Below are 19,297 nucleotides of genomic sequence, written 5' to 3'. Positions count from 1 at the left end.
CGTCAAACTCTCCCTCCTATCAAACTATCTAATTGACAGTTCCCAAAAAAAAGAATATTTATTTTCAATTGGAGTAAATGTACCCTGCCTGTTAATTGTAATATAATAAACAGGCAAAGAAAAATTGGAAAATCACATTAAGCAATTATTTGTAAACTTCATTTTAAACCGCTGCAGTCTTGCTGAAATAGAGCAGGTAAAGGCTTTGGTTAAAGCCGGCGGCTATGAAGAAGAGTGGCGCCAAGCCTTGGAAGCTACAGAACAGGACTTTGCCAATGCGGCAAATCCAAATATTGATGAAGCTAAACTTCTGGAGAAAATCAAGAAAGCGATTGAGGATAAAGTACCGGTAAAAAAACATTGGAATTGGACCTGGATTGCAGCAGCAGCTATGTTGCTATTGGTACTGGGTGCTGGCTTGTTCCAATTAAAGAAGGATGTTGAACAAAAGGATGTTGTCGCTATAAAAAAGGCGAAGCCGGCACCAACAGAAAAGGAAGCTCACAAATGGGTTAAATTGCCTGATGGCAGTTCTGTACAGCTAAATCAGGACAGTTATCTGGAATATGCTGACTCTTTTGAAGGTAAAGCCTTGCGGGAAGTTCGCCTGATAGGTGAAGCCTATTTCGATATCAAGCACGATGCCAGGCACCCCTTTGTGATCCATACCGGAAAAATCAAAACTACGGTATTGGGTACTGCCTTTAACATTAGCGCTTACCATGCCAATGATGCGGTAACTGTAACGGTAACCCGTGGTAAAGTTAAGGTAGAGGATGAAAAACGAACATTAGCCATTTTAATTCCTAATCAGCAACTGTCCTGGAATACGAAGTCGCCAGAGCCAATAAAAGCAAAAGTCAATGCTGCTGAGGTTGTGGAGTGGAAAAAACATGATCTGATCATGGATGATATCACTTTAGCCGAAGCTGCAGAAATGATAGCTGAGCGTTATGGCGTGAAAGTTCATTTCAACAATGAAAAAACTAAATCTTGTCGCTTTACGGCCGCTTTCCTAAATAGAAATGATATTACTCAGGTGTTGAGCGTGGTAGGGGATATTACAGGGGCAACACTGACCTTAAAAAATAACCAGCTTACCATTGATGGGCCGGGATGTTAAATCAATAAAAACCTAAACAACCAAAAATGAACAACAAGGCATCACCATAATATTTACACGCCAAACCAAAAGAAGCAAACCCCGGTTGCAGCCGGAGTCTGCGGATGGTTTCAATTCTCGTATCAGTTCAAACTAAAACCAACGCAATGTATTACAATTCTACACGTTTTGCAAGCCGGTGTGTGCCGGCATTTTACGCTCCGTTTAATTTTAAAAAATTAAAATTTTTTATGAAAGTAAACGCGATCCTCTTATTGGTTATTCTTTTTACCGTTAGCAGCTTAACGGCCTCCCCGGGTTCTGCTCAGACACTTTCCGACGTGAAAGTCTCCATCGACATCAACAAGGGGACACTTCGCAGCGTTTTTTCGCAGATAGAGCAGCAAACGGACTTTAGATTTGCTTACCGGAATGAGCTGATCTCCTCTGTTAAAGCCGTCACCCTTAACGGGGAATCCCGTTCTGTAAAAAGCACACTGGATGAGTTGTTAAAAGGCACAGGCCTAAATTATAAACAGGTCAACAATAGTGTCATTATTTTTAAAGAAGTACCTGCCCATACCCAGGATATAACTATTAATGGTGTTGTCAAGGATGAAAATAATCTTCCATTGCCAGGTGTGTCTGTTAAAGTAAAGGGAACAAATAAGGGGGTGACTACAGACGGTGAGGGTAAATACATTATACAGGTCGCTAATGAAAATGTGATACTTGTTTTCAGCTATATTGGCTATGTGACTGCAGAGGCCCCGGTAAAAAATGGGCGCATGACAAATATTTCTTTAAGACCTGATGTGGGTACGCTTGACGACGTTGTTGTCATCGGTTATGGAACTACAACAAAAAGAAATAATACCGGATCGGTAAGTTCCATCACCGCTAAAAGTATTGCAAATCAGCCGGTAGCAGATCCACTTGCAGCATTGCAAGGGAGAGTCGCAGGTTTAGACATTTCTGCGGTAACCGGATACCCTGGTTCTGGATATAATGTGCGTCTGCGCGGACAGAACTCCATATCCTCAGGCAATGCCCCATTATATATTGTGGATGGGATACCGTTTATTTCAGAAAGTTTAAGCCAGTTTACTGGAGCAAATGGAACACAAAGTCCATTGAGTAGCATCAATCCCTCAGATATAGAGCGAATAGATGTATTAAAGGATGCGGATGCAACCTCTATTTATGGATCCAGAGGTGCAAATGGGGTGATCTTAATTACGACAAAAAAAGGCAGAGCTGGAAAGGCAGAAGTAAACCTGAATGTATACCAGGGATTCTCACAGGTGAATCATAAAGTTGATATGCTCAATACTGCGCAATATCTGGAATTGAGACGCGAAGCCTTTAAAAATGATGCGGTCACGCCCACTGAAGCGCTGGCTCCCGATCTGCTGACCTGGAGTCCGGATCTTGACCAGAATTGGCAGGAAAAATTATTTGGAAAATCTGCTGGTCTGACCGAAGCACAGTTGAGTTTAAGCGGCGGAACTGAGCAGACTAATTTTCTCGTTGGCGGTGCATTTCGCAATGAGAAATCGGTATTGCCTGGCAATACTGGTTATACAAGAGGATCCTTGAATTCTTCACTGAATTACAATTCGAAAGACAATAAATTCAGAATGACCAGTTCGATAAAATATGTGATTGACGAAAACAATACGGCAATAACAGATCTGGCAGGCTCCTTCAATCTGGCGCCTAATATGCCGATATACGATGCAAAAGGCAATTATTATTGGTTTAACACTGTTGAGCAGAACCCAATGGCTTTGCTCGAACGCACAAATGTGACCAATACCAATAATTTGTTTGTCAACAGCTCGTTCGCGTATACCATCATCAAGGGCCTGAATGCAAAATTAAGTGCTGGATATAACCGTTTGGATACAAGGCAAGTGCAAACGTTGCCTAAAATCAGTTTCAATCCGGCTACGTATAGCGGAAGTACCGGAAACTACGGAAATGGCTCATTCAATTCTTATATCCTCGAGCCTCAGCTGGATTATTCCATTCAATTGGGAAAAGGCAATCTTTCTGCCCTGGCCGGGGGAACTTTTCAGCACAGCATTACCGAAGCGCAATCAGTGATCGGGGGAGGTTATGTGAGCGATGAACAATTAGAAAATATCAAAGCAGCGACGGTAGTCACACCTCGTACTTATACCTACACCAAGTATAGGTATGCTTCTTTTTTCGGACGTTTAACGTATAATTTTGATGAAAAATACATCATCAACGGTACATTTCGCCGTGATGGTTCTTCCAGGTTCGGACCAGGGAAACGATTTGGTAATTTCGGATCTGTGGGTGCAGCCTGGCTCATCAGCAACGAATCATTTTTGAAAGATCAGTTGAAATTCTTATCCTTTGCTAAATTGAGGACAAGCTACGGAACGGTAGGTAATGATCAGATCGGAAGCTATCAGTTCTTAGACAGTTGGTCTTCAACTTCACTTCCTTATGGTGGTAGCGCTGGAATTTATCCGAGTCGTTTCCCCAATCCCGATTACAGTTGGGAAGTGAATAAGAAACTTGAGTTTGGATTAGACTTAGGATTTGTTCAGGATCGGTTTATGCTGACGGCGAACTTCTACCGCACCCGTTCAGGTAATCAGTTGGTTGGCTACCCATTGTCTCCGCAATCCGGATTTCCCGAATATACTGCGAATTTACCTGCTGTGGTACAGAATCAGGGTTTCGAGTTTGAAATCACTTCGGCCAATGTGCGTGGCGGAAATTTTACCTGGAGTACTTCCGCAAATCTGACCATCGCCAGAAATAAATTGATAAACTATCCAAATCTAGCTACAACGGCAAATTCAACCAGATATGTGATCGGACAGCCACTTACCATTGTGAAAGGTTATGACTTTATTGGCATAAATCCCGCCACAGGTGTACCCTTATTCAGAGATTTGAATGGAGATGGATTATTTGATGATAAGATGGATATGGTCGTGATGGGCAATACCATGCCGAAATTTTACGGTGGATTGTCGAATAGTCTGACTTACAAAAAAATTAGTCTCGACTTCTTTTTTCAGTTTGCTAAGCAAGAGGGACCGGGGCTTAACTATGGCAGCCTGGCTTCCTCTAATGGACTTTTGAAGAATAAAGATCTGAGTGCATTAGATAGATGGCAGAGCCCGGGGCAGGAGGCTTCCATTCCGGGGGCCAGTGCAACTTCAGGCAAGGCGATTTTTAATGCCTCTCAAAACTTATATAGGTTTTCAAATGCCAATTGGGTCGACGCTTCATTTATCCGGTTGAAAAATGTTTCCCTGAAATACAACCTTACGGATGTGATAAAGAATTCGAAATTTAAGAACCTGAGTGTATATGTTCAGGCTCAGAATCTGTTTACCATTACCTCATACGATGGTTTTGATCCGGAAACAAAGGGTTATGCATTACCACCATTAAGCGTTTATACCGCAGGTTTACAATTGGCATTTTAAAAAAAGAAATTATGAAAATATTATATTCTGTGCTTTGTATAGTGATTTTAAGCACACTGGGTTCATGTAAGAAATTTGTAGATATTGATGATCCAAAAGATCAACTGATCAGTAAACTAGTCTTTGTAAATGATGCATCTGCTACAGCTGTGCTAACGGGGATTTACAGTGATATGAACGGATTCAATTATCAGTTTGCTAATGTAGTCACTACCTTTATGTGTGCCATGGCTGCCGATGAATTTACCTATGCTTCTGCATCAGCACCTTTTGATGAGTTTAAGAACAATTCACTTACTCCAGGAAATCAGTATGTCAAAATCATGTGGGATCAACCTTACAGTTTCATTTATCGTGCAAACCTGGCTATAGAAGGTGTATCCGCATCTACCACACTCACACCCGAAGTTAAAAATCAATTGCTTGGCGAAGCCTTGTTTGTACGGGCCTTTTGCCATTTTTACCTTGTAAACTTTTTCGGTGATGTACCATTGATCCTGGATTTTGATGTGCTTAAAAATACGAATTTGCCAAGAACACCAAAGGCTGAAGTATACGCTTCCATCATTAAGGATTTGACAGAAGCAAAAAAAGTATTGGTTCTTGCTTATCCGGGAAATAAGGAGCGCATACGTCCAAATAAAACGGCCGCAACGCTGTTGCTTGCGAGGAGTTATCTATACAACGGAAACAATGCACTTGCGGAGCAGGAAGCCGCTGAGGTCATCAGTACCACCGGATACGCTATACTTAACGCTTTTGATCCTAATAGTATGGCACACATGACCAAGGTTTTTCAGAAAAATAGTACAGAAGCGGTATGGCAACTGCAGGCTATTAATACCAGTACTGGAAGAAATACCTGGGAAGGCAATACACTATTATCTACCGGTGCGCCATTTTATCGACTGAATAAAGGTGCAGGGAGCTTAGTAGAAGCATTTGGGACAACTGACCTGAGGAAAACAAATTGGGTTGGAGAATATGCAACAACAGCCGTTCCTCCGGTGATTCATTATTTCCCATTTAAATACAAAGTGAGAGTGGGGACTATTAATGCTCCTACTGAATATTCCATGGTACTTCGATTTGCTGAAGCCTTTCTGATCCGTGCCGAAGCCCGTGCGCAACAGCAAAATTACTCCGGAATGAAGGAAGATTTGGATGTGATCCGTCAGAGAGCAGGGTTAAATCCGCTACCAGTAACAGCAGATCTGGCTGTAGCCATGGCACAGGTGGAAAATGAAAGAAGACTGGAACTTTTCACGGAGTGGGGCCATCGCTGGTTTGATTTAAAACGTTGGAAAAGCGTTACTGGCGACCCAAGTAAAACCAGGGCAGATGACGTATTGAGTCTGACGAAACCAGCATGGAAATCAACTGCCATTCTTTTCCCGATCCCATCTACAGCTTTAAACAGTAATAACAGTTTGGTCCCAAATCCGGGATACAACTAATTCGCATCCCTATGTTAAAACACATGCTAATGAGCTGCCTCCTTGTACTTGCAATTTTGCAAGTACGAGGACAGGTGGTACAAATTACCCCCGAAAAGCCACAACGCGGAGAAAAGGTGACGATCACTTATCATCCCGGAGTCGTTGGAGCTGCAATCGGTAAAGATGCTTCATCTGTTGTCATCAACTTTACCTATTCTACCTTTTATGAATTGCCTTGGAAGTTGCCAATGACCAAACAGGGTAAGGATTGGGTAGCCTCTTTTGTTTTGCAGCGCTACGCTACCTTTGCATCATTTTATTTCCAGAGTGGGGAACTCATTGATAAACCTGCTGCGGATCAACACTATTCCATAGCGGTATATAAAGGCAATAAACGAGTAAGAGACGGCTTTTTACATGAATCGTATAGCCTGGGTGCTCAAATGCCCAAGTCTCCAAAAGTTCCGGCCATGCAACTCGCTTTGCTTAAGAAGGAATTGGCAAATTATCCCGATAATTATGAGGCTAAAGTACGTGTGCAAAGTGTACTGATGAACCAGGCGAAAACGCCGGAAGAAAGTCTAAAACATAGAATTGAGGCTAGAAAGATCATTGCCGCAAAATTTGAAGAAAACCCAACCTTCGGAGGGAACCTCAATAAAGTCACAATGGGTTATTTAATTATTGGTGAAAATTCCAGACTGGACTCTATTCGTAAGGTGGTTTCCAGACGATTCCCCAATTCAGATCTTGCCAAAGATTATCAGATAACAGCGATTGCTAAAGAAAAAGATACAGATAAGAAAGTGGCCCAATTGGAGGCTTTGCTAAAAACCGGGACTGAAGTCGGCGAAAACGCTACAGATATACACCGGATTTTATTTGAACATTATGCTGCCGTAAAAAATGCCCCTAAGGCTATTGATCATGCCCGCAGAAGTTTAGGTAAGAAAGACCCATATACGCCCGAAAGACTTAAAACCATTGCGGAGACTTTAACAACACAGAAAATTGCCCCAGATACTGCGATTGCCTATGCTGAGGAATCTCTGAAAATTGCAGATCAATGGCCTGTAGGTGTTATCCGGTATTTCCCAGAATATGGGCATATTTTTCCTTTTGTTGCCGATAGTGTAAGAGCAGCAGCAGTCGCAGCAGCAAAATCTGATTTGTATTCGATCATTGCCCTTAATAAATCGTATCAAGGTAAAAAGCAAGAGGCCCTAGATGCTGCCGCTAAAGCCGAAAGCGCTGGTGCAAATAAAGAGAGCCTGATGAATGTCGCACAGGTTTACGAACAAGCAGGGGAGCCTAAAAAAGCCTATGATGCCATTTGGAATGTATTGTTAAAAGATCCTTCGGACACAATAGCAATCAAGGTGGCTAAAACTAATTTTCTAAAGTTCAATTCTTCTGAAAGCGAATTCAATGCAAAACTCAAAAAGCTGGAAGAATTAAAGCTAGCACAACTCAAGACATCCCTGACCAAACAGATGATGAATAAGCCCGGTCCGGAACTAACTGGTCTAACCGATCTTAAAGGTAAGCCGGTTACCAAAGAAATGATGCAAGGCAAAATCGTTATCCTCGATTTTTGGGCTACCTGGTGTGTACCCTGCATGAAGGAAATGCCTTATCTGCAAAAAGTTTATGATAAATACAAGAACCATCCTGGCGTAAAGTTTATGGTGGTGAACAGTGGTGCCCGCAATACGATAAAAGATGCGATCGGCTGGGAGGCTAAAAACCCGCAGTACACGTTTCCTTTGTATTTTAACAACGATCCAAATATAGGAGAGAAGGTTGGCTTTGCGCTGATTCCAACAATTGCAGTCTTAGATCAGCAAGGAAAAATGCAGTTCCGTACCATTGGTTTTGAAGGTGCAGAGCTGGAGCATAAACTCGCTGTACAGATTGATATCTTGCTCGAAGGAGCTAAGCAATAGTTTATACTAATCTTTGTAATTTAATCGTATATTGGAAGAGATAACCCCCTTCCCATATACGATTGATGAAATACTTTTGCCAGTTTTATTTCACGATTCTTTTACTTTTTACGGTCCAATTCGTCAAGGCCTTTGAGCGTCAGGTTCCTGTTCAGTTTTATTTTCAGCAGTTTGATAATCGGAACGGGCTGTCAAATAGTGCCGTAAATGTAGTCTTTCAGGATAAAGACCAGTTGCTCTGGGTAGGTACCTGGGATGGATTGAATATGTACGATGGTACAGATTTTAGGGTTTTCAATTACAACAGCGAAAATCCAAATGGTAGCATTGGGAACAATGTGATCCAGGATATTAAGGAAGATAAAAAGGCCAATATATGGATCAGCACCATCGGCGGGATTACCCGATTCGAAAAGATTACCGGGAATTTTTATCAGTATTTTTATAATCAGGCGACAAAGAGGAGCATTGCCGAAAAGGAATATGAACTGGCAGTGGCTAAAGATGGAATCGTTTTTTGCTACAGTAAAACCTATGGTTTAAGCAGGTTTGATACAGCGTCGAATCAATTTAAGCGGATTCCTTCTCCGGCAGGGAATAAGCAGCTAGTTAAAATGGAAAGTAGCCATAGCGGATTGATGTGGTTCCTTCAAAATGATGGAACATTGATGGCCTGTAAAACGAATTCTTCAGGCTTAAGTCTGGTCAATCTTATAAGACACCAAAGGCCAATCAGTAATTTCTTTCTGGCAAATAACAGGGTTTTCTTTACCGACAATGGAGGTAGCTTATGGACGCTGGACGAGCGTCAGTTTGTTCCCCAAAAAGTAAGCAGTATTGCGGGTAATGTCAAATCGATTCAGTATTACCGTTCCAATTACATCATCGGTTGGGAAGGACAAGGAATTGGGGTATTCGACAATGAGTTTAAGCCCGCTCTTTTGATGCAGGACGAGGTGCGGCAATTGGCAAATACCAGGGTCACCACGATTGAGTGTGCAAAAGATGGCGTGTTGTGGATTGGGACTGATGGAAATGGCTTGATTAAGATTTACCCGAAGATCAACTACTTCGGACTGGTCAATAAAAACAACCTTAGTGATTTAAATAAACCTGTCCGGGCCTTTGCTGAGGTAGATGGGAATTTATGGGTCGGTACTAAAGGAAAGGGAATTGTAATCTTAAAGGATTTCTTAGCCCGCTTTTCCCTGCAACCTTTAAAAGAAAGTCTAAATACAAGCAACGGACTAGAGAATAATTCTGTTTATGCACTAAAAAAAGGGATCGATCCCTATGTTTACATCGGTACAGATGGACGGGGAATCGATATTTACGATTTAACGGCCAGGCGTAGCATTCGCTGGTTTGATGTTTTAGGGACAGCCAAATTACCCGATTTTGGCTCTGTGTATGCGATTTTGCAAGACAAGGATAGTTCATTGTGGCTCGGTACGAGCGGTAGCGGGCTTATACATTTAAAACTGGCTAAAAATAGTCAGGGTGTTTTGAGTGTTAACTACTTCCGGCAATACCTTTCTGGGACGGAGAATGGCCCTGCCAACGATATTATTTATGCTTTGAGCAATGGCGATGATGGAAATCTTTGGATTGCCTGCCGCTATGGTGGATTAAGCTTGTTGAATAAGCAAACTGGCCGGTTTAAAACCTTCAAGGCCTTTTCATCAGCAAATGGGCTGTCTAATAATGATGTGTTGTCTTTATATCGGGATGCACAGAAAAGACTGTGGATAGGTACCAGTTATGGTTTAAACATGCTGAGCCATGAAGAGTCCTTAAAGGACAAGCCTACATTTAAGCGGTTTACAATGACCGAAGGACTGCCAAATAACACCATCCATGCCATTGAGGGCGCCAATTCAGGAAGCATTTGGATCAGTACAAACAGAGGATTAGCGCGCTTAAACCCTAATAATGGCGCCGTGGCCAACTTTAGAGAAAGTGATGGACTGCAAAGCAATGAGTTTAGTGATGGCGCTGTTTGGAAATCGGCAAAGGGGCTGCTCTTTTTTGGGGGTATTTATGGCTTTAACTACTTCGTTCCCGAACGCATCGCAGGCAATAACCTCCAACCTAATTTGCTGATTTCAGCAATCCAGATGGGCGGTAAAAACCTCGATGAAAATAGATTACAGGTGCTTAAGGCTAGCCGTTCCGAAATCCCTGAATACACTTTAGCCCGTAAAAGCAATTTCTTCCAGCTAAGTTTAAAGCCTATGAGCTTTCTCAATGAAGCCAAAAATGAACTTGCTTATAAGCTGGTAGGTCTGGATAAGAGCTGGAACTATTCCGGTGCTGTGGGTACAATTATATACAACAATGTACCACCAGGTAATTATACGCTGCAGGTAAGGTGGAGCAATGGGGAAGGAGTATGGACCGAGGGTATAAGCGTGTTTAAACTACATGTCGAACAATACTTTTGGTTAACTTATCCGGCTATACTTGCCTATCTGCTGATAATCGGAGCATCAGGTTATGCTTTTCATGTGTACCGCAAAAATAAGCTGCAGATGAAGTATCAATTGCAAATGGAGCATTTGCTGCGGGAGAAGGATGAAGAAGAGCATCAGCAACGCTTAAACTTCTTTACCAATATTGCACATGAGATCCAGACGCCATTAACGATGATCATGGGTTCTGTAGAGCATTTTTTACAGAATAAGAAGACCGATCTGCTTAAAAATAAAGAGAATAACTATTTCATTTCTATCGTTCACCAGCACACTGCGCGATTAACTTATCTGGTGCAACAGTTGCTGGAGTTTAGGAAAGCCGAGGCGGGCTATCTGAAAAAGAACGATGATTATGTCGACATCAGCAAGATGCTGGATAGCCTTTCAGAACTATTTGTTCCCGCCAGTGAAAAAAACAAGCAACAATACATCCGAACAATTCAGGAGGGAATTGCAGGTTTTATAGATAAGGATAAGTTCGAAAAGATTCAGTTTAACTTGCTGTCTAATGCCTTTAAACATGCTGGGCGGGATGAAACCATTAAATTTGATGTGGTCTTTAATCCTGCGACAAGTATCCTGGAGGTCAGTGTTTCCAATTCGGGTTGTACATTAAAGCCGGAGCACCTGGAACAGATTTTCAATAAGTTTTATGTCAGTAATGAGCAGCAAACGGAAAAGTTTAGTACCGGTATCGGTCTGGCCTTTACCAAAGAGCTGGTTAGCCTGATGGGTGCTGATATTAAGGCCACCTTGCAAGGGGATTGGATAGATTTTAGGGTAAAAGTAGAGCTGGCAACCGTCGAGGATAAGGATGCAAAGGTGATTACCTCCGCCCCCTCAGCATTGTATGCATCCTTGGTGCAGGTGTATGAACAGCCTGAGATGCGTAAGCCAGAAGCTGAAAATAAAAATAGTTTGATTGATGATCTGCAGTCTGATAAGCCTAGTATCTTATTGGTAGAGGATGAACCTGAGCTGCGGTACCTGATCAAAAATGTATTAAAGGATCAATATGTGATCTACGAATCGGGTACGGGGCTGGAAGCGCAGGCTTTTTTGCAAAAAACATTACCCGATTTGATCATTAGTGATGTAATGATGCCCGATATGAACGGACTCGAGCTGTGTCGGGTAGTGAAACAAACGCCGGCATGGGCACAGATTCCTTTTGTGATTTTATCAGCAAGAGGCTCTGAGGACAATAAGGCAGAAGGTTATGAATTGGGGGCTGATGCCTATATACCAAAACCTTTTCAGATCAATTACCTGCATGTCCGTATTCGTAAACTCCTGGACTACCGCGCCCGAATGCAAAGTCTGATTAAAGATCAGCACATCAGCAATCAGTTTATGGATGCTGATATTGCGGATACAGATAAAAAATTCTTAGAAAGCCTGCTCAAGGTGATCGAAAATAATTTGAATGAGCCCGATTTAAATGCTTCGACCATAGAAGGCGCATTGTCGATCAGTAAGATGCAATTGTATCGACGCCTAAAGTCGCTTGCCGGAATGACACCCGCAGAGTTTATCAAAAGGATTCGCTTAAAGCATGCAGCTGATATGCTGATTGCCTCCCAATATACCGTCTCCGAGATCTTTTACCGTACCGGTTTCAACAACAAATCCTACTTTTTCAGGGAGTTTAAAAAGATTTACAATTGTGCGCCAAATGAGTACCGGCAGCAGCAATACGAGGAAAATACCAGCACTTTGTAACTATAGTGAACTCAAATGTAACTATAGTGTACTACTTCTGGGCGGGCCTGGTCTAAATTTGTTACAACCAAATAGTCAGCCTGATGAAACACAAATTACCAAACCTGCTTTTACCAGTAACTGTTGCGCTCCTATTCATTGCTTTTTTGTCGTGGAGTTTTGATGCAGCATCCCAAAGTTTGCGCCTAAAAGCATTAGGGGATAGTGTAACTGGATTTAAGGTTGGTCTTTTCGATGGAGACAGGCAGCTTTTAAATAATGAAGACGAGTTCTCACTCTTGATTTCAAATACAGACTTAAGTGAAAAAGTTTTACTATCTGGCTGGAAAGGTAAAAAATGGACTGGCGACAATAGTAGCATTACCTTAACAAAAGAAAGCTATATCCCTGAGTTTGACCTGAACCTTCATGTAGCCGTGACTTACAAGATCATCAATCAGCATGTGGTTAAGAAAACCATCCGGTTGTTTCAGCCGGGGATGCCCCTGATGTACTATACTTTGAAAGAAAAGTTTGTACCTGCCGAAAAACCAGCTAAGTATGTAAGCTTTGAATACGATAATTTTCCGGGCGGCTTTGCCCACGAAATGTTTCCATCTGTTGGTTATGTGGACCGTAACAATATGCTGGTTGGCTTTTTAGTGGATGCTGGCTATAAAAATCAATACACGCGGACTACCCGTCGCAGGTTTAGTGGTCGTGGGGGTGGTTTTGTCGGTATGCGTAACCTGCCAGATCCGCAATTATTGGCTGTAGCTAGCGCTGCCGAGCAGGCCGCCAATCAACACTATGTGCAAATGACATTCGGCGAAATGTATAACCTTGACGCGGGAAAGGAAAGGGTTGTTTTCAGTAAACCTGCAGTACAAAGCCGAATAGAAACGATCGTGCCGCTGAAAGATCAGCAGGTTTATTCCATTTCTTTTAAGTGTAAAGGAGATACCTCCCTGGCCTTAAAACTATTTAGAGTAAAGAACGGGAAGAAAACCATAGAGCTGGAACATGGCTTAAAGTATATTGACAATTTTAAAATTAAAGGGGGCGACTGGACCTTGTTTAAAGGGAGTATTTTGGTGCCTTATATTGGCAGTGATAGCGTCTCACTTTTCATCGGTAAATTAGCAAACCAAGCCAGTCAGCTACAAATTAAAGATTTACAAATCGTAGCCCATCAACCAGCTTCCGAGCCTTACAATGTCTTGCCAATAGGAGAGGCTGCAGAAAAAACGAGCTACCTGTTTGTGGAGCCCTGGAAAGATCACCATCAGTTTATGATCTCTTCGCAAACCAGATTGGCAGAAGGCATGGACTTTAAAGGTTCGCAAATAGAGAAAATGTTGTATGCTAATATGAATATGCTCACCTGGATTAATGGGGTAAACGACTTTAAGCCCTTTAATGTACCTAATATGAATTATTCGCCGGATATGTACAACCGGGACTCCTTTTTTTCTATAGTGGCAACATACAACAAGACTTTGAACCTCAGCATCTGGGATCAATGGGCTAAAACTCAAACGCCAAAAGGTGGAATTGGCACTATCATTACACCCTATATGGGTTCTGTAGAGGCTAAAGATAATGAGGCCACCATAGAATGGTTGATTTGGGCGATGCTGAATAAGAGAAGGTTTAACATTAGCCTGCCGGAAGATCAAATTAAAAAAGCTGTAGACTATGTGCGGAATGAATTTGATGGAGGGAAGGATGGGATATGTCGCTCACATTTTTCTATGAGCCAGGTTGACATCGTGGATTATAAGCCTAAAACCGATCGTCTAGCGGTAAATCAGGGTATGCTGGTCATTGCCTTACGTACCATCAAAGAACTCGGCTACCCTCTGGAAGAATCTTACATCCAAAAAGCGGAACAGGAATACCGAAAATTTTATGACCCGAAAAGAAAGCACCTTTTGTTTGATCGGAATTATCCCGATATCATCACGCTAACCGATCTGGAGCCGGAGTTCTATTCGCTATGGTTGTTTAACCGGCCAATTTTAACAGATGAGATGGTAATCAACCACCTCGAACAAATGCCTTTGCTCAACAAAGTGGCCAATTCGCCACATCCTGAATATGGAACCACAGCACCTATATGTGTAAGGTTGACCAATAACAAACAAGGATATGCTTATTTAAGTGCAGATTATCAGCCATTTGCCGAGTTTGGCGAAAGCAATTATGCCGACGGTAAAAGCGATGGTTTTTACTATAATGGCGGTAGCTGGTTAAGGGGCGAATATTGTGCTTATGTAGCAGGACTTAAGCATGGCTGGAAAAAGGCACCCAAACTGATGGAAAACCGGGTTTGGGCCGAGATTAACCTAAATCCAAAATGGCCCTATAGCAAGGAGTTCATCCCCACCAAATGGACTACAACAGATTCCTGGTGGCCATCTACCCAGGGCTTGTGTTGGAACGTATTTATCCTGATGGCCAATGAAGTTGCAGGACTTCGAACGCCAGATATGGACCCCGATTATAGTAAACAATTGAATTGATAAAATAAATCTTAATGAATTAAACTTTACAAATTCTAACCAAATGAAAGTAAAAATTAAATATGCCTGGCTCATTTTGCTCCTTGTAGCATTTTCAAGCCAAAATCTCTACGCCCAGACCAAGGTGTCTGGAACAGTCAGAGATGCAAGTGGAACAGGTTTGCCGGGAGTAAGTGTGCTCCAGGAAGGCACTCAAAACGGAACCATGACCGACCAACTGGGGCGATACTCCTTAAGTTTAAAAGAAGGGGCGCCACAAAAGCTCAACTTTAATTATGTGGGTTTTTTAACGCAGACGATTTCAGTAAATGGAAATTCAAGTGTAAATGTTACGCTGAAAGAGAACAATGAATTGCTCAATGAAGTGGTGGTACTAGGCTATACTACACAGAAAAAATCGAATCTGACCGGTGCGGTAACCTCGGTACAGATGCGCGATCTGGAAGACCGGAGGGTTGCTGATGTGGCGCAGGTGCTACAGGGGCAAGTTGCAGGTGTGCAGATTACGCAAAGTACGGGTGCTCCCGGTGACCCGATCAGCATCCTGATCCGGGGTCAGGGTACATTTGGCGACAATAGTCCGCTTTTTATTGTAGATGGTAACCCTACTCAGGATATTTCCTTTCTCAACCCTGCCGATATGCAATCTGTGACCGTCCTCAAAGATGCCTCTGCTGCTGCAATTTATGGCTCCCGGGCTTCAGCTGGGGTAATTGTGATCACGACCAAAATGGGCACTGCGGGATTATCGACCATTGATGTCAACTATTATAATGGGATTCAAAAAGTAACCAATCTGCCTAAGATGCTGAATAGAACTCAGTATATGGATAAGATGGAGGAGTCATGGAACAATTCGGGACGTACAGAACCAAACCCTTATACCCCTGACAAAGGTCGGACTGATTTGGCAAATACCAATTGGCTGGATGAATTGTTTGAGAATGGACGCTCGCAAAACCTGCAGCTGAGCGCGAGTGGGGGAAGCGAGAAGGTTAAATACTTAATCTCAGGAGCCTATTATGAACAAGATGGAATTGTAGTGTATGATAATGATAAATATCAGCGCCTTAACTTCAGATCGAATGTGGTCGGTAATGTATCTGATCGCCTTACTTTGGGGGCAAATCTACAGCTTTCCTATTCCAAGCAAGATAAAATGTCTTCAAAGGGTGATGAACCTGGTGTGATACGCCATGCATTCATTCGTCCACCAGTAATCCCTGTATTTAAAGATATTAATGATCCAACTTATTCTGTTGCGGATCCATTTACAGATTTACCCTTTTATAAAGCGGATGGTACTTACCAAACGAGGTATGAATACAGTAGTAACCCAATAGCGCTTGCTTATTTTACCAATGACAAAAGATCTTTGTTTAAAGCCTTCGGAAATGTCTACGCAGAGTACGCGTTGCTTAAGAATAAGGAATTGAAATTTAGAACAAATGTGGGCTTGGATCTTAATTTCACACATAATAAGGCATTTAATCAAAATTTTGGTGATGATGATGGCGGTGGTGCGGCAGAAGATAAGGGCTTGGGCAGGAAGAACCGACCTAATTCCTTAAATGAGGATCGTGGACAGGAGAGTACTATTACCTGGAACAATACCTTGAATTATGGTAAGACGATTGGGAAACATCTGATCAATGGTATGGTGGGAACAGAGTACATCAAAAATTATTCTTCTTCCATTGGAGCAACCAGGAATAGGTTTGATTATACTGCACCTGAATTCCAGTTTATTGACTACGGCAATACCTTAACCAACCTATGGAATGGAGGAAATGGTGCAGAATGGACATTGTTTTCTTTATTTGGTTCAGCTACCTATGTATATGATTCTAAATACATGATCACCGGGAATTTCAGAGCAGATGCATCCTCCAGGTTTGGACCCAATAATCACTGGGGTTATTTCCCTTCCGTATCGGCGGGGTGGAAAATTTCTGAAGAAGCTTTCATGAAGGAAATACGTTGGATTTCTGATATGAAATTAAGGGCAAGTGTTGGAACACTCGGCAACCAGAATATCGGGAATTATACTTATTTGACCTTGTATTCCAAAGTCGGTGACGAAACAAAACTACTTCGTTATGGAAATCCAGATTTGAAATGGGAAAGTACCACCCAAACTAACATCGGCTTGGATATGGGAATAATCGAAAACAAGATTTATCTAACGGTTGATTATTTTAAGAAAAAAACAAACGGAATACTGTTGCCACTCTCTTTACCAAAGCTGGTTGGGGACGTACAACCTACTATTGTGAATGCGGCGGAAGTAAAGAATTCTGGTCTCGAGATTTCTTTAAGTTACAGAAATAATGATCGCGCATTTAAATACGGCATTAATGGGAACATTGGTACATTAAAAAATCAGGTAGTAAAATTACATCCGAATTTACCTAATATAATTGGTCAGGTGACGAAAACTGAACCTGGACATCCAATTAATTCGCTTTATGGTTTTATGATGGAAGGCATTTATCAGAACCAGGCTGAAATAAACAGCCATTTGTCGGGAACGGTAAATCCAACTGAACTTCCAGGCGATATCAGATTTAAAGATCTTAATGGAGATGGTATAATTAATGACTTGGATAGAGGTTATATCGGGAATCCGAATCCTAAATTTTCTTATGGACTAAACCTTTCGGCCAGTTATAAAGGATTTGACCTTTCGGCATTGTTTCAGGGAGTACAAGGAGTAGACAGATATAATGACCTGAAAAAAATTATTGATTATGATACCCGTCCATTTAATCATTCAGTTAGAGTTTTGGAAAGTTGGCATGGAGAAGGAACGAGCAACACTATACCGCGCTCTACCTTTAGTGACAATGGTAGCAGTCAAACCTCGAGTATTTTTGTAGAAGACGCTTCATATCTGCGATTGAAAAATCTGGAACTGGGTTACTCGTTTAAGTCTTTGTTAACAAAGGCGAAGTTGGGTGTTCAGAATGTCCGCTTGTACGTTTCTGCACAGAATTTGTTTACGGTGACGGATTATACAGGCTTGGATCCGGAATCTGCCGATATTATAGATAAGGGCACCTATCCGCAATCCCAAGCATTTCTATTTGGTGTAAATGTTAAATTTTAATCCTGGCATTTAAAAAGTATAGCTATGAAATTGATATATAAAATACTTGTGGCTCTGGTAATGATTACCGCTGTAAGTTGTAAAAAGGAATTAGATAAAGCGCCCATAGGTTTGATTACCTCCAATCAGGACGAAACGGATCCGAAATTGAATGTCGTTGTGTCGTCGGTGACCTCATCGTACCGCTTGTTGTCAAGCACACTAAATATCATTGGTCAGTGGGGCTGGGATGATGGTACTGTGCTGAGAAATGATTTTATCCTACAGGACATTGCCTCTAGTGACATGCAGAAAAAATGGAACCCCGATGGAGACCAGGCCTGGATGGATCAATTCTCTAAATTTAATTTTACAGCATCCAATGGTGGTTTTAATGGGCAGTGGAGCTATGATTTTGAAGGAATCGCGCGTTGTAACCGCTCCATCAATTATTTAACGGACCCCACGGTGATTGCAAAAATAGGCATAGATGAGACTTTGAAAAACAGGTTGCTCGGGGAGGTCTATTTTTTAAGGGCCTTTTATTACTTTGATTTGGTAAATAACTTTGGGGATGTTCCGCTTTTGTTAAAGCCGCTTAAGGAATTTTCTGAAGCTTATGAGGTGGCAAAACGTATCCCAAAAGAACAGGTATGGGCGCAAATCAGTGCAGACCTTGCTTTGGCTAAACCTTTGCTTCCGAATACTAAATATACCGATAATGTAGAAAAATGGCGTGTATCTAAAGGAGCTGTAATTGCATTACAAGCTAAAGTTGCCCTTTACAATAAAAGATGGCAGGATGTACTGACCAGTATTGCAGAGCTGGAAACCCTGAGATTTTATAATTTAAACACCAATTACTTCGATAGTTTCGATATAACAAAAGAGTTTAATGAGAGTGAAGTAATCTTTGCTTATGACCACCAGTCTGCCAAAACTCCGGCAATGGGGAATGGTCTTTGCGCGCTTGCCGGTTGGGGCTTTGTTGCACCAACAGCCAATTTTATTAGTGCTTTTGAACCGAATGACCCTAGACTGGGTTATACAGTGAATGTGCAAACTCAAAGTGTGTACAAAGTATTTGGGGCACTAAACGATAGCAACAAAGGGAATGAAGATGCAGCAAGTAACAAGGTGTATATCCGATGGGCTGATGTGCTGCTTTGGAAAGGGGAGGCTTTACTTGAAACAGGAGCTTACCCTGCAGCTATAGGCGTAATTAATACCGTCAGAGCAAGAGCGAGAAATAGTGTGGCTGCGAATGGCAGTTTGCCGCCGGCTGGAACTTTACCTGACAGAAATGTGGCTTCAACTGATAAGGCGCAGATCAAAGACTGGTTGGTAAAAGAGCGCAGGGTAGAGTTGGGCTTTGAATCGCAAAGATTTAATGATTTGAAAAGATGGGGCATTGCAAAAGCCTTCTTGCAATCTGTAGGGGTGAACTTCCAGGACCGCAATTATCTTTATCCCATCCCACAGGGAGAAGTTGATAAATCGGGTGGCACCATCACCCAAAATCCTTAACTATTTTAAAAAAAAA

The 19,297-nt window shown here is 42.0% G+C and carries 8 protein-coding genes; all 8 read left to right on the top strand.

The genetic code is table 11. The features are described 5' to 3' along the window. Positions 1 to 124: 124 nt before the first annotated feature. The 8 genes from BLS35_RS03680 to BLS35_RS03645 all read left to right on the top strand — a co-directional run bounded on the left by BLS35_RS03680 (position 125) and on the right by BLS35_RS03645 (position 19,281). Positions 125 to 1,123: a FecR family protein gene (locus BLS35_RS03680; protein ID WP_090777906.1), complete on the top strand. Its 999-nt coding sequence runs from the start codon at positions 125 to 127 to the stop codon at positions 1,121 to 1,123. Positions 1,124 to 1,353: 230 nt separating this feature from the next. Next, positions 1,354 to 4,581, top strand: coding sequence for a TonB-dependent receptor (locus BLS35_RS03675; protein WP_254778642.1), 3,228 nt, complete (start codon positions 1,354 to 1,356; stop codon positions 4,579 to 4,581). A gap of 11 nt (positions 4,582 to 4,592) precedes the next feature. Next, positions 4,593 to 6,038 carry a RagB/SusD family nutrient uptake outer membrane protein gene (locus BLS35_RS03670; RefSeq protein ID WP_090777902.1) on the top strand — a complete coding sequence of 482 codons (1,446 nt, stop codon included), beginning with the start codon at positions 4,593 to 4,595 and terminating at the stop codon, positions 6,036 to 6,038. A 29-nt stretch (positions 6,039 to 6,067) separates the two neighbouring features. After that, positions 6,068 to 7,966 (top strand): redoxin family protein, encoded by a 1,899-nt coding sequence (locus BLS35_RS03665; RefSeq protein ID WP_254778640.1) that lies wholly within the window; start codon positions 6,068 to 6,070, stop codon positions 7,964 to 7,966. A gap of 65 nt (positions 7,967 to 8,031) precedes the next feature. Further along, positions 8,032 to 12,162 carry a hybrid sensor histidine kinase/response regulator transcription factor gene (locus BLS35_RS03660; protein ID WP_090777898.1) on the top strand — a complete coding sequence of 1,377 codons (4,131 nt, stop codon included), beginning with the start codon at positions 8,032 to 8,034 and terminating at the stop codon, positions 12,160 to 12,162. Positions 12,163 to 12,245: 83 nt separating this feature from the next. Beyond that, complete coding sequence (locus tag BLS35_RS03655) at positions 12,246 to 14,666, top strand: hypothetical protein (RefSeq protein ID WP_254778639.1); 2,421 nt, start codon at positions 12,246 to 12,248, stop codon at positions 14,664 to 14,666. Between the two features lie 43 nt (positions 14,667 to 14,709). Beyond that, a complete protein-coding gene (locus BLS35_RS03650) occupies positions 14,710 to 17,775 on the top strand; it encodes a SusC/RagA family TonB-linked outer membrane protein (protein WP_090777896.1) in 3,066 nt (1,021 codons plus the stop codon). A gap of 24 nt (positions 17,776 to 17,799) precedes the next feature. Continuing rightward, the gene (locus BLS35_RS03645) at positions 17,800 to 19,281 is read left to right on the top strand and encodes a RagB/SusD family nutrient uptake outer membrane protein (protein ID WP_090777894.1); all 1,482 of its coding nucleotides are present in this window, start codon (positions 17,800 to 17,802) and stop codon (positions 19,279 to 19,281) included. Positions 19,282 to 19,297: the final 16 nt, after the last annotated feature.

It is taken from the genome of Pedobacter sp. ok626 (genome assembly GCF_900100435.1).
Taxonomy (GTDB): domain Bacteria; phylum Bacteroidota; class Bacteroidia; order Sphingobacteriales; family Sphingobacteriaceae; genus Pedobacter.
Note: the sequence above shows the minus strand (reverse complement) of the source record. Positions and strands in the feature narration are given on the sequence as shown.